General features: G+C 53.4%; 21 protein-coding genes. 11 read left to right on the top strand and 10 right to left on the bottom strand.

Going from position 1 to position 20,144, the window contains the following annotated elements; genetic code table 11:
* Positions 1-36 precede the first annotated feature (36 nt).
* The 3 genes from APH41_RS15015 to APH41_RS15005 are packed head-to-tail and all read right to left on the bottom strand — an operon-like array spanning position 37 to position 2,636.
* On the bottom strand, positions 37-738 hold the full coding sequence (locus tag APH41_RS15015) for a terminase endonuclease subunit (protein WP_054919860.1): 702 nt from the start codon (positions 736-738) through the stop codon (positions 37-39).
* Between the two features lie 4 nt (positions 739-742).
* Positions 743-1,765 (bottom strand): phage major capsid protein, P2 family, encoded by a 1,023-nt coding sequence (locus APH41_RS15010; RefSeq protein WP_014717571.1) that lies wholly within the window; start codon positions 1,763-1,765, stop codon positions 743-745.
* A 40-nt stretch (positions 1,766-1,805) separates the two neighbouring features.
* Entirely contained in the window at positions 1,806-2,636 is an 831-nt protein-coding gene (locus APH41_RS15005; protein ID WP_054919857.1) for a GPO family capsid scaffolding protein, read from the bottom strand.
* Positions 2,637-2,791: 155 nt separating this feature from the next.
* On the opposite strand from APH41_RS15005, the gene APH41_RS15000 reads away from it, so the two are divergent.
* The 3 genes from APH41_RS15000 (at position 2,792) to APH41_RS14990 (ending at position 6,550) form a co-directional block, all read left to right on the top strand.
* On the top strand, positions 2,792-4,549 hold the full coding sequence (locus APH41_RS15000; protein ID WP_054919855.1) for a terminase ATPase subunit family protein: 1,758 nt from the start codon (positions 2,792-2,794) through the stop codon (positions 4,547-4,549).
* The gene (locus APH41_RS14995) at positions 4,549-5,598 is read left to right on the top strand and encodes a phage portal protein (RefSeq protein ID WP_054919852.1); all 1,050 of its coding nucleotides are present in this window, start codon (positions 4,549-4,551) and stop codon (positions 5,596-5,598) included. The genes APH41_RS15000 and APH41_RS14995 overlap by 1 nt, the downstream gene beginning before the upstream one ends.
* Positions 5,599-5,755: 157 nt before the next feature.
* Complete coding sequence (locus APH41_RS14990; RefSeq protein ID WP_054919850.1) at positions 5,756-6,550, top strand: DNA adenine methylase; 795 nt, start codon at positions 5,756-5,758, stop codon at positions 6,548-6,550.
* Here the strand turns inward: APH41_RS14990 and APH41_RS14985 are convergent.
* The gene (locus APH41_RS14985; protein WP_054919848.1) at positions 6,547-7,227 is read right to left on the bottom strand and encodes an SOS response-associated peptidase family protein; all 681 of its coding nucleotides are present in this window, start codon (positions 7,225-7,227) and stop codon (positions 6,547-6,549) included. The genes APH41_RS14990 and APH41_RS14985 overlap by 4 nt on opposite strands.
* Positions 7,228-7,310: 83 nt before the next feature.
* Between APH41_RS14985 and APH41_RS14980 the strand changes: the two genes are divergently transcribed.
* Entirely contained in the window at positions 7,311-7,520 is a 210-nt protein-coding gene (locus APH41_RS14980; protein ID WP_054919845.1) for a hypothetical protein, read from the top strand.
* Here the strand turns inward: APH41_RS14980 and APH41_RS14975 are convergent.
* From APH41_RS14975 to APH41_RS14960, 4 genes are all read right to left on the bottom strand, one after another.
* Positions 7,512-7,865: a hypothetical protein gene (locus APH41_RS14975; RefSeq protein WP_054919842.1), complete on the bottom strand. Its 354-nt coding sequence runs from the start codon at positions 7,863-7,865 to the stop codon at positions 7,512-7,514. The two genes, APH41_RS14980 and APH41_RS14975, sit on opposite strands and share 9 nt — an antisense overlap.
* Before the next feature lie 1,035 nt (positions 7,866-8,900).
* Positions 8,901-9,509 carry a hypothetical protein gene (locus APH41_RS14970; protein WP_054919839.1) on the bottom strand — a complete coding sequence of 203 codons (609 nt, stop codon included), beginning with the start codon at positions 9,507-9,509 and terminating at the stop codon, positions 8,901-8,903.
* The gene (locus APH41_RS14965) at positions 9,506-10,981 is read right to left on the bottom strand and encodes an AAA family ATPase (RefSeq protein ID WP_054919837.1); all 1,476 of its coding nucleotides are present in this window, start codon (positions 10,979-10,981) and stop codon (positions 9,506-9,508) included. Before APH41_RS14965 ends, APH41_RS14970 begins: the two co-directional genes overlap by 4 nt.
* 342 nt (positions 10,982-11,323) lie before the next feature.
* Complete coding sequence (locus tag APH41_RS14960) at positions 11,324-11,539, bottom strand: hypothetical protein (RefSeq protein ID WP_054920038.1); 216 nt, start codon at positions 11,537-11,539, stop codon at positions 11,324-11,326.
* A gap of 416 nt (positions 11,540-11,955) precedes the next feature.
* On the opposite strand from APH41_RS14960, the gene APH41_RS14955 reads away from it, so the two are divergent.
* From APH41_RS14955 to APH41_RS14935, 4 genes are all read left to right on the top strand, one after another.
* The gene (locus APH41_RS14955) at positions 11,956-12,231 is read left to right on the top strand and encodes a BrnT family toxin (RefSeq protein ID WP_054919834.1); all 276 of its coding nucleotides are present in this window, start codon (positions 11,956-11,958) and stop codon (positions 12,229-12,231) included.
* The gene (locus tag APH41_RS14950; RefSeq protein WP_054919831.1) at positions 12,209-12,517 is read left to right on the top strand and encodes a BrnA antitoxin family protein; all 309 of its coding nucleotides are present in this window, start codon (positions 12,209-12,211) and stop codon (positions 12,515-12,517) included. Before APH41_RS14955 ends, APH41_RS14950 begins: the two co-directional genes overlap by 23 nt.
* A 189-nt stretch (positions 12,518-12,706) precedes the next feature.
* A complete protein-coding gene (locus tag APH41_RS28835) occupies positions 12,707-13,297 on the top strand; it encodes an HNH endonuclease (protein WP_125919845.1) in 591 nt (196 codons plus the stop codon).
* Between the two features lie 367 nt (positions 13,298-13,664).
* Positions 13,665-14,477, top strand: a complete 813-nt coding sequence (locus tag APH41_RS14935) for a hypothetical protein (protein ID WP_054919823.1) — start codon at positions 13,665-13,667, stop codon at positions 14,475-14,477.
* 357 nt (positions 14,478-14,834) lie between these two features.
* Here the strand turns inward: APH41_RS14935 and APH41_RS14930 are convergent, their stop codons facing one another.
* Positions 14,835-15,623, bottom strand: a complete 789-nt coding sequence (locus APH41_RS14930) for a restriction endonuclease (protein ID WP_054919821.1) — start codon at positions 15,621-15,623, stop codon at positions 14,835-14,837.
* Positions 15,624-15,876: 253 nt separating this feature from the next.
* On the opposite strand from APH41_RS14930, the gene APH41_RS14925 reads away from it, so the two are divergent.
* Both APH41_RS14925 and APH41_RS28180 read left to right on the top strand, forming a co-directional pair.
* The gene (locus tag APH41_RS14925; protein ID WP_054919819.1) at positions 15,877-16,242 is read left to right on the top strand and encodes a DUF6124 family protein; all 366 of its coding nucleotides are present in this window, start codon (positions 15,877-15,879) and stop codon (positions 16,240-16,242) included.
* A 147-nt stretch (positions 16,243-16,389) separates the two neighbouring features.
* Complete coding sequence (locus APH41_RS28180; RefSeq protein ID WP_072446759.1) at positions 16,390-16,611, top strand: hypothetical protein; 222 nt, start codon at positions 16,390-16,392, stop codon at positions 16,609-16,611.
* A 183-nt stretch (positions 16,612-16,794) separates the two neighbouring features.
* Here the strand turns inward: APH41_RS28180 and APH41_RS14920 are convergent, their stop codons facing one another.
* Positions 16,795-17,982 (bottom strand): MFS transporter, encoded by a 1,188-nt coding sequence (locus APH41_RS14920; protein ID WP_054919816.1) that lies wholly within the window; start codon positions 17,980-17,982, stop codon positions 16,795-16,797.
* A gap of 482 nt (positions 17,983-18,464) precedes the next feature.
* On the opposite strand from APH41_RS14920, the gene mqo reads away from it, so the two are divergent.
* Positions 18,465-20,111, top strand: coding sequence for a malate dehydrogenase (quinone) (gene mqo, locus APH41_RS14915; RefSeq protein WP_034126666.1), 1,647 nt, complete (start codon positions 18,465-18,467; stop codon positions 20,109-20,111).
* Positions 20,112-20,144: the final 33 nt, after the last annotated feature.

Genomic DNA, 20,144 nt, shown 5'->3' with positions numbered 1-20,144 from the left:
CCGCCCCGAGCCGGCGGGGTGCGTGGGGACGCTCGGTTAGCTGCCAGTGGCAGCGTGTTTTTTCAGGAGGCGTTCGGCGCCGTCCAAATCTTTCTTACCGCCGCAGCCGTCGTGTAGCTCGATGGCGCGCTTGAGCAGGTCGATACCGGCCTGAATGTGTCCAGGCTGACCAGGCTCTTCGGCGCTGATGCCGTGCAAGGTGGCGCGGCCAGTTGCCAGGAACAGCTTGGCGCGGGCTTGGTCGGGCATGTCCTCGGCTTCGGTCAGTTCAACCGTGCGGTGCAGGATCGCTAAGTCGAAACTGCCGTTGGCCTTCTGCGCTTTCAGCGCGGCTGTAGCGATTTCTTCCGCGACCAGGCAACCGGTGGTGCGCTCGAAGCGGTCCGGCATGATCAGCTTGTGCTTGAGGACGTAGTCGGCGATGTCCAGCGCGCCGCTGTAGTCCTCAACATCGACGCGCCAGACCATGACAGTGGTCATAACGTCGTCCTGAGCGCCGTTGCCAGCTTGGAGCACGCCCTCGACATACGGGATGTACTCAGGCAGCAGCTGCAGCTTGAGCGCAGCCTTGCCTTCGTTGGACTGGATGGCCTTCAAGCGCAAGCGGTCTTGCAGCAGCTGATTCAACTGATGCTCGTAGGCCGTGGCACCAGCCATGGATTGCTGCGGTGCTGTTTTTGCCGCCTCCATGGCCGCGCGTGCGCGGCGTTGGTGGGCTTGGGCGATGCTGAGTGCCATGGGGTTAACCCTCGCTGCCGGCTTCTTCGACTGGGGTGATGTTTTCCAGCAGGCAACCCAGGCCGTATTCCTCAACCACGTAAGCCTCGTTCGACGATTCGAAGTTGCTGACACGGTTCCACTCCGGCTCTTCCTTGAGGTAGCGGCGGCGCCCACCGATCTGCCAGTACACCGACAGGTTGGCGAACGTGGTGATGAGGATGGTGCCTTCAGGGATGTAAGGAACCTCGTACAGCGGTAGGCCACCGACGCGGCGCTGCGAGATGATCAGGTCGCTCGCCAGGGTATTGGTTGCGTCTTGGTCCTTGTTGACCAGGGCCAGGAACTTGTCGTGCACCAACTCTCGGCCTGTCAGTACCACCAAACCAGGGTTACGGCGGTACCAAGGGTCGAGCAACTGAATGGCGTCATAGACCAGGGCGTCGATGTTTTTGAAGTCGCCGGTTTTACCGATGGTGATCTTGCCGGCGACGGCGCCTTCTTTCAGTACGCGGTCAGGCGCGTGAGTGCGGTATTGCTGGAGCCAACCGATGTTGACGTCTTCCAGCAACGGGTGCGCGGTGCGGTCGGTTTGTTCAGCGGCCGAAGTACCGTAGAAACCGATTTGGATACGGTCGAGCGCCTGACGTTGGGCAATTGCGCTGGCCAGGCGAGTCTGGAAGTCCGGGAACTTCGCCCAAGCGTCGAGCTGCTTGTAACTGACGTAGGTGTCAAAGTCGGTCTGCTCAGCTCGGTACTTGTCGCTGGACAGAGTGCCAATGCTGCTTGGCTCACGCTTCTTGACCTTGGTGTTGGTACGACTGGCAACGGTGCCGCCGACGCCTAAGCCGACCTTTTCGCCTTCCTGTTCGTCGACGCCGATGACGTTGACTTTGGTCAGGAACTCGCTGGATTCCTGAATCTTGGTTTCCAGGCGCTGCTGGATAGTCGGGTCCACGCTGAACGTGGCGGTGGCCGATTCCACGCCGTTGATCTGTGCCACCTGGGCAAGGTAGCCAGTGAAGAGTTTTCGAGTGTCGTTACGCATGGGTGTCTCCGATAGTGGGCTGGGCGGTTGAGGCCGCAGGTCAGAATTCAGCCAGGGCTTGTTTGCCGCCGCCGGTTACCGGTGGGCGCTGGGTTTGGGAGTGGTCTTGTGTGTTGCCGAGGGTCGTTTTCAGCTCGACCAGGTCTTTGCTGAGCTGCTCGACCTTGGTGTTCAGTTCGCCGGAGAATTTCTTCTCGGCGGCGAGTTGATCTGGCAGGTCTTTGACGTGGTCGGCAATCGCTTCAACGGCCTGGCCGATCTGGGCGAACTCTGCATCGTCCTTTGCCTGTTTGCCGCCCAGCAACGCCTGGACCTTGCTGAAAAGCTGGGCGCCTAGGCCGGGCTTGTCTTCGACTTCTTCAAACTGCAGCTCGATCTCCACTGCCTCGGTGAACATCGACGTCGCCGAGTAGTGGCGGTCTTTGAAGGGGCTGGATTCGGGCTTCTGCGCAGAGAAAGACAGTACGTCGGTGCCCAGGCTGGCAGGAGAGTCGGTCACCGCCAGGCCGACGATGTACGCCTCGCCGGTATCCGAGAAGCTGTCGTCAATTTCAATCGAGGTGTAGATCTTCTGCTTGGCCTTGTTCATGGCGATCAGGTCGGGTGTTGGCTCGACCTGGGCAAACAGGGCCAGCTTTTTCTGACCGTTGATTTCTACTTCTTCGGTCTTGACCGCGAGCACGTCGCCGTAGGCTTTGAACGGGCTGTCTGGCAGCAAGCTACGGAAGTGCTCCAGCCAGATTCGGGCGCCGTATGTGGAAGGGTTGAAGTTTTTCGCCGCTTGTTCCAGCCAACTGCGTTTGATGGTGCGCTTGTCCGAGGTAGCGCCCTCGACGGCGACACGGAACCAATTACTGCGAAATTTCTTCATGCCGGGAATCCTCAATGCGTTGGGCGCTAAGTGCGTTGCAATGAGGGGCATGGTCGTGACGCGCGCGAGTTGCGGCAACGGGACGGCATTGTAGAGGGCGGGATTACAAGGGGCGGCGCTACTGAGTCGCAGGCCAGAGCGGCAGCATCGCGGCCATGACTACGACCGAACTGCTCCCCATCGATCCCAGACGCCAATCCAAGTTCCTCTATTGGATGGGTTGGCGTATCTGCGAGATTGCCGAGGCTACGGGCGAAAAGGAAAAAACGCTACACAGCTGGAAGGCTCGCGACGAGTGGGACCGGGCCGACAACGTCGAGCGGATCGGCGGTGCGCTGGAAGCGCGTTTGGTGCAACTGATCCTCAAGGAAGGTAAGAGCGGCGGCGACTTCAAGGAGATTGATCTTCTGCACCGCCAGCTGGAGCGCCAGGCGCGCATTCAGCGTTTCCAAGGTGGCGGTACCGAAACCGAACTCAACCCTAACCTTGCCAAGCGCAACGAGGGGCCGAAGAAGAAGACGCCGAAAAACGACATCAGCGAAGACCAGATCGAGCTGCTGCGCGAAGCGTTTATCGGTGGGTGTTTCGACTACCAGAAAGACTGGCACCGGGCGGGCAATCAGCGCACCCGCGTCATCCTCAAAAGCCGGCAGATCGGGGCGACTTACTACTTTGCCCGCGAGGCGTTCATTGATGCGCTGGAGACCGGGCGCAATCAGATATTCCTGTCGGCTTCGAAGAACCAGGCTTATCTGTTTCGGGGATACATCCAAGCATTTGCCCGCGAGGTTATTGGTGTTGAGCTGACCGGCGATCCCATCGTCTTGCCGAATGGCGCCGAACTGTTTTTTCTCGGTACCAACGCACGCACGGCCCAGGGCTACCACGGTAATTTCTACTTCGATGAGTTCTTCTGGACGTTCAAATTTGAGGAGCTGAACAAGGTCGCCTCCGGCATGGCGATGCATAAGAAGTGGCGCAAAACCTACTTCTCGACGCCGTCGACCATGGCCCACGAGGCCTATACGTTCTGGACTGGCGAACGCTTCAACAAAGGCAAGCCAGCGGCGCAACACACCAAGGTCGATGTTTCCCATGGCGCGCTCCAGCAAGGGCGATTCTGCGAGGACCGGTTGTGGCGCCAAATCGTCACCATTCTCGACGCGGAGCAGGGCGGTTGCGACCTGTTCGACATTGAGGAGCTGCGCCGCGAGTACAGCCCCGAAGCGTTCGCCAACCTGCTGATGTGCGAGTTCGTTGACGACGGCGCGAGCATCTTTCCGCTGACGGTACTGCAGCCGTGCATGGTCGACAGCTGGGTTGAGTGGGCCGAGGACTACAAGCCGTTTGCCATGCGTCCATTCGGGGATCGCCAGGTGTGGGTGGGTTATGACCCTGCGGAAACCGGTGACTGCTCCGGCCTGGTGGTGGTTGCGCCGCCGCTGGTACCAGGCGGCAAGTTCCGGGTGCTGGAACGTCACCAGTTCCGTGGGATGGACTTCGCGGCGCAGGCCAGCGTGATTAAAGCCGTCTGCGACCGCTACTGGGTGACGTACATCGGGATCGACGTTACTGGCCTGGGCAGCGGCGTGGCGCAGCTGGTGCGCCAGTTCTTCCCCAACGTTACCACCTTCAGTTATTCGCCAGAGGTCAAGACCCGTCTGGTGCTGAAGGCTTACGACGTGATCCACCGGGGCCGTCTGGAGTTCGACGCCGGCTGGACCGACATGGCGCAATCGTTGATGGCGATCCGCAAGACCATCACCGCAGGCGGTCGCCAATTCACGTACACCGCCGGCCGCAACGACAACACCGGCCACGCCGACCTGGCGTGGGCGCTCTTTCACGCATTGCACAACGAACCGCTGGAGGGGCAGACCTCTGCCAACACCGGGCGGATGGAGATTTTTTGATGTCGAACCGCCGCAGAAACAACAAGCACCTCGCCCAGGCTCCCGCAGTGGTAACGCAGGAATTTATCCCGCGCAGTGACAGCAAGATGGAGGCGTTCAGCTTCGGCGATCCGTCACCTGTGCTGAGCGGTCGGGAGGTGTTCGACTATCTGGAGTGCTGGTTTAACGGACGCTGGTACGAGCCGCCGCTGTCGTTGGATGGCCTGGCACGGTCCGTGGGTTCCAGCGTGCATCTGCACTCGGGGTTGATGTTCAAGCGCAACCTGTTGAGCAAGACCTTTATCCCGCACCGGCTGCTGTCGCGCGCTGCGTTTGAACAGTTCGCGCTGGATTTTCTTTGCCTGGGCAATGGTTATCTGGAAGGACGACGTTCGATGCTCGGCCCGGTGCGTGAGCTGGTGCCGCCGCTGGCAAAGTACATGCGCCAGGGCAAGGACGGCCGGCAGTTCATGGTTCAGGGCTGGAAGGAAGAGCACGAATTTGAACCAGGCACTGTTTTTCATCTGCGGGAGGCGGATCTGCATCAGGAGGTGTACGGCCTGCCCGAATGGATCAGCGCGCTGCAGTCGGCGCTGCTGAATGAATCGGCCACGCTTTTTCGTCGCAAGTATTACGAAAACGGCAGTCATGCCGGTTTCATCCTCTACATGACCGACGCTGCACAGAACGAATCGGACGTCGATTCCCTGCGCAAGGCACTGAAGGACTCCAAGGGGCCTGGCAACTTCCGCAACCTGTTTGTGTATTCGCCCAACGGAAAAAAAGACGGGCTGCAAATCATCCCGGTCAGCGAAGTCACAGCCAAGGATGAATTCAACTCGATCAAAAATCAGACCCGCGACGACGTGCTGGCCAGCTTGCGTATTCCGCCGCAGCTGATGGGCATTGTGCCGCAAAACGCGGGTGGGTTTGGATCGATCAGAGAAGCGGCGCAGATCTACGCGGCCAATGAACTGGAGCCGATTCAGGCGCGTATGGCGCAGGTGAATGAGTGGCTTGGGGAAGAGGTCGTGCGCTTCAAACCCTATGAAATTCCCGTGGGGGCATAAAACCCCCTGCGCAGTAAACGAGGCGACGAGCTGGTGCGCTAACACCCGCTCGACGCTGAATCACTCGAAAGTGCCGAGTGCTCCAACCAAGGCCTCGCCCCACTGCGCAGGGGGTGCGAAGCCTAAGCGAATCCAATTTTCAAAACAAGGATCACTTATGAGCACACCAATTATCCCGTGGATGGGCGGCAAGCGCCGCCTGGCAGATCGTCTAATTCCACTGTTTCCACCCCATGAATGCTATGTCGAGGTCTTCGCTGGCGGCGCCGCGCTTTACTTCATGCGTCCCCAGGCTGCGCCGGTTGAAGTTCTCAACGATATCAACGGCGATCTGGTGACGCTGTACCGCGTCGTGCAGAACCACCTGGAAGAGTTCGTGCGCCAGTTCAAGTGGGCGCTCAGCTCCAGGCAGGTGTTTGAGTGGCAGAAGATGACCCGGCCGGAAACCCTTACCGATATCCAGCGCGCGGCACGGTTTTTCTACCTGCAGCACCACGCTTTCGCAGGTAAGGTCAGTGGGCAGACGTTCGGTACCGCCACAACGGGGCCGGCCATCAATCTGCTGCGGATCGAGGAGAACCTGTCTGCAGCTTGGCAGCGGCTGTCTGGTACCTACGTCGAGAATCTAGGGTGGCTTGAGTGCGCGGAGCGCTATGACCGGCCACATACCTTCCATTACATGGATCCACCGTATTGGCAGACCGCCGGCTATGGCGTGGACTTCCCCTTCGAAAACTACGAGCGGATGGCTGAGTTCATGCGGCGTTGCAAGGGCAAGGTGATGGTGAGCATCAACGATCACCCCGATATCAGGCGGGTGTTTGAGGGGTTCCACTTCGAAACGGTGGATATTCGATACAGCACGGCCAATCAACGCCAGGCGAAGGCCGAAGTCAGTGGCGAACTGGTGATCATGAACTGGGAGCCCAACGCCTTCGGCGGACTTTTTTAGTTCACCGGCTGGATCAAACTGGGGCCTTTGTTTCTGACGTTGCCCACCGCGACGTCGACCTTGAACCACTCAAAGGCCTCGGCGGGTTCGCCCTGGTGCAACACCATCTGCTCGGCGCGTTCCTTGGGCGTTGCCGGGTCCAACCATTCGCGGGCCAGGTCCGGGGTTAACACCACGGGCCTTCGGTCGTGAATATCCACCATGCCGCCGGCACTATCGGCGGTGATAATCACGAAGCCGTCATGCTCGCCTGGTCCTTCATCGGTGTCAGGCATCTGGCCAATGGACGCACAGAGTATCGGCGCACCATCCCGCCGACGGATCAGGTAGGGCTGCTTTTTGGGTCCGCCTTCATCTACCCACTCAAACCAGTTGTCGATAGGCGTGATTGCACGATGTGGCCAGATCGCCCGGAAGAACGGGCCGTGGGCTACCTTCTCCACGCGGGCATTGATCGGCGCGGCGCGGTCTTTCGCCCAATGCGGCCTCCAGCCCCAGCGCACCGGATCAGCGTGTAGCAGGTCGCCCTGCAGGTGCAGCAGCGCAACCGCAGTTGTCGGTGCGACGTTGTAGCGCTCTATCGGCTGATCACCCACGGAGTTCGCCAGAGCATTGGGCATACTCAGCGCTGCAACGAAGTCGTGGATTCCCCGGTACTGCGAAAGTCTCCCGCACATAAGCATCTCCGCTCGTCGTCGCCGATGAACAGCCTTTCCCCGGCCAATCTCTACACTGTAGACATTGGCCCGAGGTATTCGTCATGGCGATCAACATTGAACAGGTGAACGCAATGGAGGCGTGGTTTGCAATGCGCAACGATCCCGCATTTATATCGGCCACCCCCGAGGAGCGATACGAAACGCGGCTCGCCCTGGCCGACGACCTCAAGCACAAGGGACTGATCAACGAAGGTGAGTGGCGGGAGCTGACTAAGGAAGCAGTAGCGGCCTATGCCGACGAGTTAGGCTAATGGCTGCTTGTAAACGCTAAGCTCGATGAGCAGTCGCTGATTCTCCCTGAGCAAATGGTCTCGTTGCCCGGTAATAATCTTCACGCTTTGCACTGAGGCAAACGAGTACTGCTGTTCCAGCATGCTGATCTTTTCTTCAGCTGCTGCCAACTTCTCTTCCGCATCCGCCTTGCCTGCCATCAGCAGGTCATTCATCTGCACCAAGCCAGCGATATTCTCCCGCGCTCGACGCAGCATGCGCTCTGTCTCCACCAGCTCATCTACGAGGATTGAGCATTGGTGCTGGTACATCTCAAGTGGAGTGGGGCAACCGAGCCAATCATCGGTGTCCATGTCAACGTTCATAGCGGGAATCTCAATGACTGTATGTGCGTACAGTAATCGAGGTTTAAATGCGCCGCGATTTGAGCCGACGAGCTGTAGGCGGAACTGGGGGCGGGGAGCTGGTGTGCCACATCAGGCTGGGGGAGTGACGTGACACATGCTGTCTGTAGGATGGTCTGCACCTAGCGCGCGCCGTCGTCCCCCCACCTCGCCTGCGGGCTAAATAGGTGGGTTTTTCTGCACACCTGCGGACCACTCAAATTGGCTCAGACTGGGCGCTTGATTGGCGTTTTGGAGAGGGCGGAAACCTGCGGAACCCTGCGAGGGTGGATGTTTACGCAATGCTCATAGCAGCGACGGACGGCTGAAATCAGTATGTGCCTCGGGAAAAAGGTTAGTTTTTTTTTGAATGGGGGCTTTTGGCTTGGAAGGTCCGTATTTATTGGGGTTGAGACCTAACTTTGATGGGTTAGGTTGGGTTAGGTTAAAGGTTATATTTTCGTAACCAGCTGTTTTTAAAGGAATTAATATATTAAATATTTAACATTGATAAAGGTTAGGAAATAACCAGGCCTAACCAAAAAGCTAACCATGCCATCATTTAGAAAAGCCTTAGAAAACAAAAATTTAATGGCGTACAGCAAAAAACTAACCCTCCTAACCCGCTTCCCAGGGGGCGACATAAAAAAGCAGAACACCCTGAACGGTGTATCTGCGGCAGCGAATTACGTCAACGCGCAGTCAGGCCCCACGCACTTCCGCACAGTCACAATTTTTCTACTAGGGGATTTATGATTGCACAGAGACTTCCGAACCTCATGAGGCGTTTTAACTGCGCATGGGTAATGCTTTTATCTCTATAGAAGTAAGCGCGCCTGGCTATAACGTTTACGAGTTCAATAGGGCGTATCGCCTAAAGACAAATGTGTTCCGGAACCAATCTTGCAGGTTTTCAAGTCTATTGAGTAACGGACCGTACGGAGGAAGGATGCACTGATATTAATTTTCTTAATAAAAAGCTCGCCAGTGGCGAGCTTTTACTGAGCTAGATATTGTTTATGCTAGTAGATCTACGTAGCCATCTAGTTCAATTGTCGGTGGAGACAAGAGCGGTCGGATCATTGCCGTGTGATGCTTGAATGAAAAAGGTTTAAATGTTGCTGCATAGTCATTTAAAAGCCCACTCAATCGATCTGCTATGATTCTAACTTTTTCGAGAAACTGTTCATGGTCTTGGCATTTTGCGCGCATTTGCAAAGGGTCGCATACAAGCCATAAATTTAACGTTTCTAATTCGTAATCCATATCAACAAAGATATGTTGAAAATCCGGAGAGAAGAATCTTTGGAAAATAGTATCGAATTTAGCTTGGATATCTGATTTTTTTATGTTTTTAAATCTTGAAGATTTTAATTCTACAATGTAGAAGTGATACTTGCCACTGGCGGCTTTAACGATCGCTATCCCATCTACCGACTTGGGCGGGGCCGCAAAGTAAGGTGTGCAGTAAAAATCATCTGGTTTCAGTATTACAATATTTTCAGTATCTAAATCCCCGTTCGCCAGAAGTAAGCTGCTTCCTATCTCGACCTCCATACCTTGTTCAGATAAAGTGTGTCTGATGATTTGTTGTATTGAGGTGTCAGCATATATGCTCGGGATCAATTGCAGTCATCCTTGTCTTCAGAGCTTTCACCCATAAGCAATTCCATACGCTCATTAATTAAGTCTTCCGAGGCATCACCGAAATTCTCGTCGTTTATACCAAAATCGTCAACCAACTGCGGTATGCCTATACTACCTTTATCACTCATCACGAATAAGTCGCACTGTACATCTTCACTAGGTAAGATTCCTTCGATCACTAGGTTACTAGCCTTGTTGAAGACGTAGTTACTGTGTGAGGTCATAATTACGGACACGCCTAGCTGAGCTAGCTCCGCATAAAACCTAGTCATTTTTATCTGATTTTCGGGATGTAGATGTGCTTCAGGTTCTTCGACGATGAGTATCTTTTTAAACTCGATTGGCGTTGTTTTATTACGCCTTCTAACTCGATTTCTGATTGAGGGCTCGTCAGTATTCCATGCTATTACATGTCGGATATACGCAACAATTGGCGCTGTTTCAGACACCATAGAAGATGTCGAAGAAATATCAAGCCTTAGAGTTGTTCCATTTGGTATATAAAATAATTTCTTTTCTTCAAAGTCGAATTCTATTCGGCCATTTAGAACATCTGTTTCGATATTTGCAGCGAGGTCTTCAAAGCGTTGAACGTTCCTATCTATCGCCACGATATTAGTAAGGCGAATAAAGTAGTCGCTGAGTTGACCGGAAATTCCCGGTAGCTCAATTTTAGATGTGAGGAATGAACGACTTTTAGAAAGCTCAGCGATGATCTGTCCAAAAGCGGAAAGTGCTTGATATAGACCTGATCGTGATGCGGGCAAATAATCTATATCTAGAATATTTTCTACAGCATCAATAAGTGACTGAATCACCCTGCGGACACACACTGACCTAAATTTGTTAATTATAGCGTCGGCGTCTTCGGCGGTTGATGCATATATTACAAGGTCTTTACCAATAATCGTGGTGCTTCGATTTTGTTTTGAGTATCTTAATATCACGCCATGATTGAAGTTAATATTGGTTATTTTGAATTCGTCAATATTTCCTTCAAGTGAAAAGCTGACGTTTCCTAAGTCTACGGTTACTTTTGCAATGTTGGAGTCGGAAAAGCTATTGGATATTGAGTTATGTTCGGAATAAGAGCTTTTGACCTTTTTTGAAAAGTCTTCTCCAACACTTTGTTGTAAGAATTCCTTTGCAAGGTGACGGTAGAAATTTGAAGCGTTGAGAGATCTAGATTTTTTATCTTTTATGAGGTTTTTAAAATCTATAATTTCTTGCTTAGGGGTTTCTTCCTCGTCGTCAGCAAACTCATATAGAAACATTCTTCTATTTAGAGGCCCCAATGAACCGAACTCCAGTAAGCTCTTAACTATAAAATAATAGATAGTTAGTACGTAGGATTTTCCTACGTTGTTGTTGCCCACGATGAGGTGAAACTTTTTTTGTGTATCGAAAGTGAATTCTTTAACTGGTCCGAAGTTTTCAATTTTTATTTTCATATTAGTGCCGAATTCGAACTTTCGTGGTCGGGGAGGCGTCAAGTGCTGGTAAGGGGTGCCCTTTCATTCTGATGGATCCAGAAAACTCAAATATGTCCATATATTTTATGCCCTGTCAGATTGGCCGCTCAAAAGCTAAATTCGGTATTTCACCAGTTGGATTAACGTGAAGCGCAAACTCTCAAAATCTCAAATCTGCTGTGCAGCGCATAGCAATGGGATCACTTTTTTGCACCTGACCTGCTGGCGCGCCGGCGTGATCATAGCCAAATGTGATTGCTTTCACTAGCTTCTGTTGAAGGATAGGTCAAAGCCAGGAGCTATCTCCACTGGGATGACAGCTTATCCCGTTGCAGGCCCTCTCAAGCGCGCCAGGCATTGCCTGATATGCCCGGCATTTTCTCCAATGGTCTCCAGAGCCCCTCGTACGTTATTACCGATCTCTAACGCGTTCTGCCGCTCTGCCCAGAGGGTTAACTCCATCACGGCAGCCTCCAACGCAAGCTGATTGGAGTAGATCCGATCCAACGCATCTGCCAATGAGTAATCGCTAGTCATCTGTAGCTCCTTGTCATACCGTTCGGACATCTTAAAATTGTAGCGCGAAGCGGAAGTCAGAGATCCTTAGCGCTAACGCAAAATGCGAGCCGCCACGGCTAAGACTGGTGGTACAAAAATGGTACGAAGCTATCAAGGATCTACTGGACGGCTTGTATTTCAATGGGTGCAGAACTAGTAGCTCCAATCCATCATGGGGGCGACTGAAAAGCGGCGGGAGAGTGGGGCGGTTTGTAGGGACATGGGGGATCTGAGTCAGCGAGGCGAATGGGGCACAGTTTATCAGGGATGCTTGTCAGGTACTTGGCGGGTTCTCAAGCCCAGCCAGCCAATCATCGGTGGTAACCCGAGTGCATGCTCGGTAGGCTTTCGACGCGCAGCTTGTGTTGATTATTTATTGTGGATACGATAATCACATGCATATTACCTATGACCCAGCCAAAGACGCTCGTAACGTTGAAGAACGCGGACTCCCGTTTGCGTTAGTGCGGGACTTTGAATGGTCTACGGCCTTGATCGTGGAAGATGATCGATTCGACTACGGTGAGTGTCGTTATCGAGCGATGGGATACATAGGGGATCGGCTGCATGTCGTAGTGTTCACCCCACGGGGGGACGCGGTCCACGTCATCAGCTTTCGTAAAGCCAACAAACGGGAGGTCAAAAATTATGACCAAGAAACCCAGCCCTGAGAAGGTCGATACAGCGAACCCTGAGTGGTCGGCTGAAGACTTTGCTAAGGCCAAGCCAGCCAGCGAGGTGCTTGTGGGATTGTTTGGCAAAGCTCAGGCGAAGGAAATGCTCAAACCCAAGCGCGGGCGGCCAAAGTCGGTAGCCACTAAAGAGCACGTTAATGTTCGTTTTGATGCTGACGTGCTGGAGCGATTCAGGGCTTCTGGGCCAGGCTGGCAAACGCGAATGAATGCCGCCTTGGCTGATTGGCTTAAGACGCATACACCGGATGAACTGAAGGCCTAAGGCAAAAAAGCCGCGGATGACGCGGCTTTTTGCTGTCTTGTGATTAGCTTTTTCTCAGCGATGGTATAAATAAATCTGTCCGTTTGTGCTGTCTTTTGGTGTTGTTTCAACAGGAATATTTCGTGAGTTGGAGCCACGCGGTACTAAGCTGGCCGGCGCAATCAATCCACGATAATCAAGGAGAGGCTGATGAGTAGTTCAGGAGTTCCTGTTATCGACAAGGAACAGTTAATCAGGCTTAGAGATAGGCTATATAGAGCAATTGATAACAACCGCTCAGACAGATGGTGTTTGGCGCTTTGGAGTAGGTTTGTCAGAGCTAGAGATGCTCACCAGTGTGTCGTCTGTAATTCTGACGATCGGGTCCAAGCGCATCATGTTTTTAGACGGACTTTGTTTTCGCAGGCGCGATATGAACTCGGCAACGGAATTACGCTGTGTTTCGAATGCCACAAGGTTGCACACGAAGGATTTAACGGCCGGCCGGATATGACGCTGCCGATAGGTGCTCAAGGGGGGGACGACCAAGACGAGATCGCCTTCTACTATCGAAAGCTGCTTGAGTCCTCAGACGCTTTAGATTTAGAGCACGATGAGTTTTTTACGTTGAGCGATGAAATGCTTAGATTTTTCGTCCGAGTACAGGGCTACGAATACCTCCATAAGGCAGTCGTTGCGAATCAAATTACTGGGTTGGTGATGGCGTATGAAATTTGGGTTCGTGGTCCAGAGCAGGTGACTTTAGCTATTTTAAAGGCAAACCTTCCTGGATATTTTTGACCTCAAGTCTGTTCCACTCTCGATCCACTGCCCGTTTCGCCGTCTTCTCCATAGCATATAACTACCGTAATCGTCGAGGCTTGCTCTGACCTCTGCTTTCACTGCCTTTACCGGTCCCTCTGTCGCGGTAGTACGCGGTGACCCCAATGAATTCCCCCTTGTTATCTTCCGTCAGGTCTTCAATGGTATCCTCCGGCAGCTTGGACCCCAGCTCCAGGTTGACGATGGTTTTGGCCAAGTTGGCGACAGAGTTGGACAGGTCTTCCGAAAGGTTTAGGGATATCCGAGTCATGACAGCCATCGGTGATGGACTGTCTGTATATTTTTACGGAACAGAATTTAATAGGCGTTTTTTTGGAGGGGTGTGGTGATTTATATTGAGTTTTTGAGTGGTTTTTTAAATAGGTTTTTAGGGCTGGTTTTCTTGGTATTTGTTGTATTTCAGTTTTTATTGTTTAAGTTTTATTTGCCCGGTTATATCAAAAAGAAAGGTGAAAATCTCGCTACGAAAGAAGATGTTGCAGGTATTACTCATCAAGTTGAACGCGTGAGGACGCAATATCTTGTTGATTTGGAAGGTTATAAGAACTTAATTTGGAAGGGGCAGCAGCGTGAGGTGTGGCTGAAGGAAGAGTTTGATCTTAGGCTTGATACCTACAAGACTGCAATTTCTCTTATTTATAAGTACGTGGAGCAAATTGAGAATTATCATATCGCGCACTTGTCGTCGGGTGTTAATGAGGCCATTTTTCTTTATATTGAAGCTAAGGAAGAGGCTTTTTTTGAAGGGGTAAAAGAGAGCTATCGAGTTGAGTATGAGTCAACTAGAGAGAAATCGTTGGAGTGGTATTTTAAGTGTAAAGAGGTTGAAGTTGAGCTTCGTGTGGTTTTGGGGGTTGTAGATGTTTATTTTGATAGTGAATTGTCTGGTCACTTAGATGGTTTGATAGCAAAAGGTGTTGATGCTGCAAGGACCTTTTGCCGCGTTGAAGAGCTGTATCGCTCTGTGGAGAGTGAATATGAAAAACTACAGAATTATGTTGCCGTTAGCAATGCAGTGATTAAGAAGTATCACGTAGAGTTTAAAAAACTTATTCCTACTGTTGAAGCTGAGTTGTGCTTGAAAAATTTGAAGGGTTTCGTGGTGCGGGAAAGACGTGAAATTCTTGAGGGTTCCTGAGCTTTTATTTCGACTATTTAGTTGTGAGTGAGTTTTCTACTAATGTCCCGCGTGAGCAGTTAGTTAATCTAAAGTCCTCGGAATTATAGCGCGAAATCATTTAAGTAAATAAACGAATTAACTGTGTAGGACAAGTGTCTAAGAGCTTGTGGGTGCATCTTACACCGTGGAGCGCTGGGTTGAATCAGCAGGTCGTGACTCATTCGTTTTTCTTCTCTAAGTCCACTGTGGGAGGTATTGTGGTCTGACTCAGATGTCCCCCTCTCAAAGTACTTTTGGATGAGTCTTCCCGCTCTGTATGGGACTCGACTGTCACTTTTCTTTGGTGAAGATGTATTTCGCCTGTCTTTATGTCTTTCAATACAGCCTTTGCTGCGATTTTCCCTTCGAACCTTGATGTTGTTTTGATGGCGCGTATATTATATTTGAAGGCGATTTTTCTAGCTTTAACTTGCCGTGTGTACAGTCTGGCCAGATTATATAGTGGTTCGTAAAGTTATATACCTTTATGCGGTTTTCAAACTCTTCAAATTTTCCTGAGTTTTCTGCGAGTTCATTTTGCAGTTTGGACCATTTAACGATAATGTTGCCGGATTCATCAACTATTGTGATTTTATCCGTCATTCCTGATATTTCGATGGAGTCACCTTCTCTCAGTGTTGTATTTGATTCAATCCAGTTGAGATCAAATTTTAATGCTGGGCGCACATTATCTAAATAGTACATTGTGCCTGCAGTATGTATGGTTTTAATGCCAAGTGCTAATTCTAGATCTTCGGCTGTAGGTTCTCTAAGCATTTTCAATGCTATGCCTTTATGGTCTGCGAATACCTTTGCACCTTTTTGATATCCGGTTTTTGTTATGAATATTCCTTGTATATTACCTATATCATCAAGAGCTGCTGCGAAATCTCTCACCTTGCCAACCGTTATTGTAGATGTATAGTTTTTACACTCAACGGCAACGCGATGAACCAGTCCTGCGACTTTGAATTCCCAATAAACATCTAGCTGATGCTTTTGTGTCGATTTTCCAGCGAGGTTTACATTGTGTTTTACTAAGATTGTATCGAATCCATCAGTTCTAAGGATTTCTTCGTATACCTCTCTCGTTAGTTTTTCGTATTCGGTATCCTGGTTCAACATGTTCGGCTCCTTGGATTTGATGCCAATCGGAGTGAAGTGTTCAGAGCTTTATTTTTGAAGATCTTTACGGCAGTACATATGGCAAAGCCAGACTATGATATTCCATAGGAACCTTCCGACACTTTTCTCGGCTTGCCTGTCAGACCTACCACCGCTAACCTTCTCAAGCTGCTGTATGTAAACCCAGTGGCCGGAGGTGGAAGTCCGAACTGCTAAGGCGTTTTAACTCCCGAAAATATTTGGAGCTTCGCCCATGCACAACAACACAAACAGTTCTTCAACTGATCAAACCGCATCGTCCGTGGATGCCAAGCTTCAAGCCGCAGCCCAGCGAGCAATCCATCATCACTTGCCCCCATCCGACGACGCTGCGCCTGTTGAACTCCCAAGCAACAACCTATTCCTCGTAAACCCGACCATCGACCCCGAAACCCTCCTGGCCAATGCCGCCGAAAACCTCGCATCCGCCAACGAAATGGCCGCCACCTTGGCGTTCGACCTCGACGACTCCCAACGCGCCATCGCCCTGGGCATTCAGCAGTTAATCGAGTTGAGTTCGCTACTCGTTGACCGAGCCCAGGAGCAGGTTGCGCCTGTAACGGCCCCAGTCAAAGCCTGACAACCAACCCTGCCGCCTTGCCCTAAGGCGGCAACCTGAACTCATGCTGTCACCCAGCAAAGTTTCATAATTCCCTGCGCTGTTGAGGTCTACGATCCCCTACTGAGAGAGGACCCCAGCGCCTCCAGCCCATAGGGAACTGAAACCATGATCTCGAACCTCGTCAAAGTCGTGATGATCACCGGCACGTTGTTGTTAAGCGCTTGTTCATCTTCATCGCGCGTGACCAACAGCGACCCGTGCTTTTCAGGCGGGTGCCAGGCATTTGGCGACCATAGCCCCAACAAAGCCGCGAAAATGAATTTTGGTGGCAGTGGGCTGGGGAGTAGTTATGGGGAGTATGGTTCGGGGCTGTTGCATGATGATTGATGGGGTGGGGGGCAAGCACTAATACCTGTCAGTTAAGCGTCATCGCCTTCTGTAGGAGCGAGCTTGCTCGCGAAAAACGTCAACGATAACGCGGGCTTCCTGAAGAAACGCGGCGTCTGTGAGTTTTTCGCGAGCAAGCTCGCTCCTACAAGAAGCCCTCCCACAGTTTGATCCAGTAGGGCGTTAATGGCCGCCTTTCATCCGCCGGGCAATCAGGTAGAGGCCCAGCCCCACCAGCGCTGTAGCAGCACCGATGTAGCCGGTACTGGTCCAACCCAACCCTGCCGTAATCGCCATCCCCCCAAACCACGGTCCCAGCGCATTCGCCAGGTTAAACGCCGCATGGTTGGACGCTGCCGCCAAGCTCGGCGCTTCGTGGGCGATGTCCATCAAGCGAATCTGCAACGGCGCCGCCAATGCGACCATGGTGCCCACCAGCCCCATGCTCAGCAGCACGCCCCACAGCGAAGACGCAGCGAAGGGGAAGAACAACAACACCGCCATCGACCATACCAATATCAAACCCACCGCCCGAAACTGCATGCGATCAAACAGCTTGCCACCGGCAATGTTGCCGATGATGCCGCCCACGCCAAAGGCGGCGAGGCCGAAGGGGATCCACTGCGGCGAGACTTTGGTCACTTCCAGCATGGTCGGCGCCAGGTAGCTGAATACGCAGAACATGCCGGCAAAGCCAATTGCGCCGATGGACAGGGCCATCCACACCTGGGGTTTGGTGAAGGCGCGCAGTTCCTTGCGCGGGTCGCTGCGTTGTTCGTCGTGGCGGTGGGGCACGAATTGCCAGACCAGGGCGATGGTGAGCAGGGCGATCACGCTGACCAGGGCGAACGCCGAGCGCCAACCCAGGTGTTGGCCGAGGAAGGTGGCAATGGGGTTGCCGAGCAGCATGGCCAGGGTCAGGCCCATCATTACGCGGGCCACGGCGCCGGCGCGTTTGTCGGTGGGCACCATGCTGGAGGCGACCACGGCGGCGATGCCGAAGTAGGCGCCGTGGGGCAGGCCGCTGATAAAGCGGAAGGCCACCAGCGAGCCGAAGGTCGGGGTGAAGGCGGTGGCGAAGTTGCCCAGGGCGTACAGGCCCATCAGCAACAGCAGCATGTGTTTGCGCAGCAACTTGGCGCCGAGGATGGCCAGCAGTGGGGCGCCGACCATCACGCCCAGGGCGTAGGCGCTGATGGCGTGGCCCACCTGGGGTTCGCTCAGGCTCAGGTTCTGGGCGATGTCGGGCATCAGGCCCATGATGGCGAATTCGCCGGTGCCGATCGCGAAGGCGCCCACGGCCATGGCCGCTTCCATTTTGGCGGCGCTGCGCGCGGGCAGTACCTGCCCGGATGATTGCTGGATAGTCATGGGTAACTCTGTGTGAAAGGTGTGCACGAAGGACAGTCGCCGATGCTACGCAAGCCGCGACGAAGGTGTCTAGAACCGCCATTTTCGGCAGAGTTCCACGCCTGTGACCGCAGGTCGCGGCTGCCAGGCTTGACAGGGGCGCATTAAAAGCCGGGATTTAGGCCTGTCAATTGGCCAAACGGCGCATAAACGCTGTTTAGCGTGATATTCTGCGCGCCGTCTTGGGCTAGTCTTTCCCTGGTGCGTACACCCGTATACGTCCCAGCGGTTGGCTGTCGCCCAGGTAGCTGAAGCCAATAATGATAAGAAGTCAGCGCAGAAGGGACATAACAGTGAGGTCGATCCATCGGCCTTGTGTGCCCACCCTGCAGCCTTTATGTGACTGTGCAGACCCCGCGGTACGTTGCCTGACGTAGCGTGAACGAGGGTTACTCATGATCGGAGGCGGTAGGGCGGATGGCGTTTTATCATAGGTGCTATTGATGTTTAAAAAAGTAAACACTGCCCTGCTGGGGCTGGCTTTGTCGATGGGGATCACGTCCGTTCACGCGGAAGAGGCAAAGAAAGTCGATGTGCTGCTGATCGGCGGCGGCATCATGAGTGCAACCCTGGGTGTCTGGCTCAATGAGCTGGAACCGGATTGGTCGATGGAGATGGTCGAGCGCCTCGATGGCGTGGCCGAAGAAAGCTCCAACGGCTGGAACAACGCCGGTACCGGTCACTCGGCCCTGGCTGAGCTGAACTACACCCCGGAAGACAAGAACGGCAACGTTGAGATCCCGAAAGCGGTCGAGATCAACGAAGCGTTCCAGATCTCCCGTCAGTTCTGGTCCTGGCAGGTTCAGCAGGGCGTGTTGAAGAACCCGCGTTCGTTCATCAACTCCACTCCGCACATGAGCTTTGTGTGGGGCGATGACAACATCAAGTTCCTGAAAAAACGCTACGAAGCCCTGAAGGCCAGCCCGCTGTTCGCCGGCATGCAGTACTCCGAAGACCCGGCGCAGATCGCCAAGTGGGTTCCGTTGATGATGGAAGGGCGTGACCCGAGCCAGAAAATCGCGGCCACCTGGAGCCCGATCGGTACCGACGTTAACTTCGGCGAGATCACCCGCCAGTTCGTCGCTCACCTGCAAACTACGCCGAAGTTTGACTTGAAGCTGTCGAGCGAAGTGCAGGACATCACTAAGAACGCCGACGGTTCGTGGCGTGTGAGCTACAAAAACCTCAAAGACGGCACCAAGACTGAAACCGACGCCAAGTTCGTGTTCATCGGCGCCGGCGGCGGTGCCCTGCACTTGCTGCAGAAGTCGGGCATTCCTGAAGGCAAGGAATACGCAGGCTTCCCAGTCGGTGGTTCGTTCCTGGTGACCGAGAACCCGACCATCGCCGAGCAGCACCTGGCCAAGGCCTACGGTAAGGCTTCGGTAGGTTCGCCACCGATGTCGGTTCCGCACCTGGACACCCGCGTGCTGGATGGCAAGCGTGTGATTCTGTTTGGCCCATTCGCCACCTTCTCGACCAAGTTCCTGAAAGAAGGCTCGTACCTGGACCTGCTGACCAGCACCACCACCCACAACATCTGGCCTATGACCAAAGTGGGTATTCGTGAATACCCACTGGTCGAGTACCTCGCCGGCCAACTGATGCTGTCTGATGATGACCGTTTCAAGGCGCTGCAAGAGTACTTCCCGAACGCCAAGCAGTCCGACTGGCGCCTGTGGCAAGCCGGCCAGCGCGTGCAGATCATCAAGCGTGATGAAGAGCAAGGCGGCGTGCTGAAGCTGGGTACCGAAGTGGTCAGCTCTGCCGACAACACCATCGCAGGCCTGTTGGGTGCATCGCCAGGCGCGTCCACCGCGGCTCCGATCATGCTGACCGTGCTGCAAAAAGTGTTCAAGGACAAGGTAGCAAGCCCGGCCTGGCAGGAAAAACTGCACCAGATCGTGCCAAGCTACGGCACCAAGCTGAACGACAGCCCTGAAGCGGTTGCCAAGGAATGGGCCTACACTGCCGGTGTGCTGCAACTGACACCACCGCCAGCGATCCCGCAATTGGCCGCTCCACAGGCTACCGAGGCTGCCAAGCCTGCGGCTGAGCCAAGCAAGCCGGTTTCTGACCTGGCGCTGTAAGCCTCACCCACGAAAAAGCCCGCTGAACCGGTG

Origin of the sequence: Pseudomonas sp. NBRC 111138, assembly GCF_001320835.1 — a bacterium.
Classification (GTDB): Bacteria; Pseudomonadota; Gammaproteobacteria; order Pseudomonadales; family Pseudomonadaceae; genus Aquipseudomonas; species Aquipseudomonas paracarnis.
This window is presented reverse-complemented; position numbering and strand designations above follow the sequence as displayed.

Bases quoted from the DNA above. Each gene is read 5' to 3' on its own strand.
- APH41_RS15015 (WP_054919860.1), bottom strand. From the start codon at position 738: ATGGCACTCAGCATCGCCCAAGCCCACCAACGCCGCGCACGCGCGGCC.
- APH41_RS15010 (WP_014717571.1), bottom strand. From the start codon at position 1,765: ATGCGTAACGACACTCGAAAACTCTTCACTGGCTACCTTGCCCAGGTG.
- APH41_RS15005 (WP_054919857.1), bottom strand. From the start codon at position 2,636: ATGAAGAAATTTCGCAGTAATTGGTTCCGTGTCGCCGTCGAGGGCGCT.
- APH41_RS15000 (WP_054919855.1), top strand. From the start codon at position 2,792: ATGACTACGACCGAACTGCTCCCCATCGATCCCAGACGCCAATCCAAG.
- APH41_RS14995 (WP_054919852.1), top strand. From the start codon at position 4,549: ATGTCGAACCGCCGCAGAAACAACAAGCACCTCGCCCAGGCTCCCGCA.
- APH41_RS14990 (WP_054919850.1), top strand. From the start codon at position 5,756: ATGAGCACACCAATTATCCCGTGGATGGGCGGCAAGCGCCGCCTGGCA.
- APH41_RS14985 (WP_054919848.1), bottom strand. From the start codon at position 7,227: ATGTGCGGGAGACTTTCGCAGTACCGGGGAATCCACGACTTCGTTGCA.
- APH41_RS14980 (WP_054919845.1), top strand. From the start codon at position 7,311: ATGGCGATCAACATTGAACAGGTGAACGCAATGGAGGCGTGGTTTGCA.
- APH41_RS14975 (WP_054919842.1), bottom strand. From the start codon at position 7,865: ATGAACGTTGACATGGACACCGATGATTGGCTCGGTTGCCCCACTCCA.
- APH41_RS14965 (WP_054919837.1), bottom strand. From the start codon at position 10,981: ATGAAAATAAAAATTGAAAACTTCGGACCAGTTAAAGAATTCACTTTC.
- APH41_RS14960 (WP_054920038.1), bottom strand. From the start codon at position 11,539: ATGACTAGCGATTACTCATTGGCAGATGCGTTGGATCGGATCTACTCC.
- APH41_RS14955 (WP_054919834.1), top strand. From the start codon at position 11,956: ATGCATATTACCTATGACCCAGCCAAAGACGCTCGTAACGTTGAAGAA.
- APH41_RS14950 (WP_054919831.1), top strand. From the start codon at position 12,209: ATGACCAAGAAACCCAGCCCTGAGAAGGTCGATACAGCGAACCCTGAG.
- APH41_RS28835 (WP_125919845.1), top strand. From the start codon at position 12,707: ATGAGTAGTTCAGGAGTTCCTGTTATCGACAAGGAACAGTTAATCAGG.
- APH41_RS14930 (WP_054919821.1), bottom strand. From the start codon at position 15,623: ATGTTGAACCAGGATACCGAATACGAAAAACTAACGAGAGAGGTATAC.
- APH41_RS14925 (WP_054919819.1), top strand. From the start codon at position 15,877: ATGCACAACAACACAAACAGTTCTTCAACTGATCAAACCGCATCGTCC.
- APH41_RS28180 (WP_072446759.1), top strand. From the start codon at position 16,390: ATGATCTCGAACCTCGTCAAAGTCGTGATGATCACCGGCACGTTGTTG.
- APH41_RS14920 (WP_054919816.1), bottom strand. From the start codon at position 17,982: ATGACTATCCAGCAATCATCCGGGCAGGTACTGCCCGCGCGCAGCGCC.
- mqo (WP_034126666.1), top strand. From the start codon at position 18,465: ATGTTTAAAAAAGTAAACACTGCCCTGCTGGGGCTGGCTTTGTCGATG.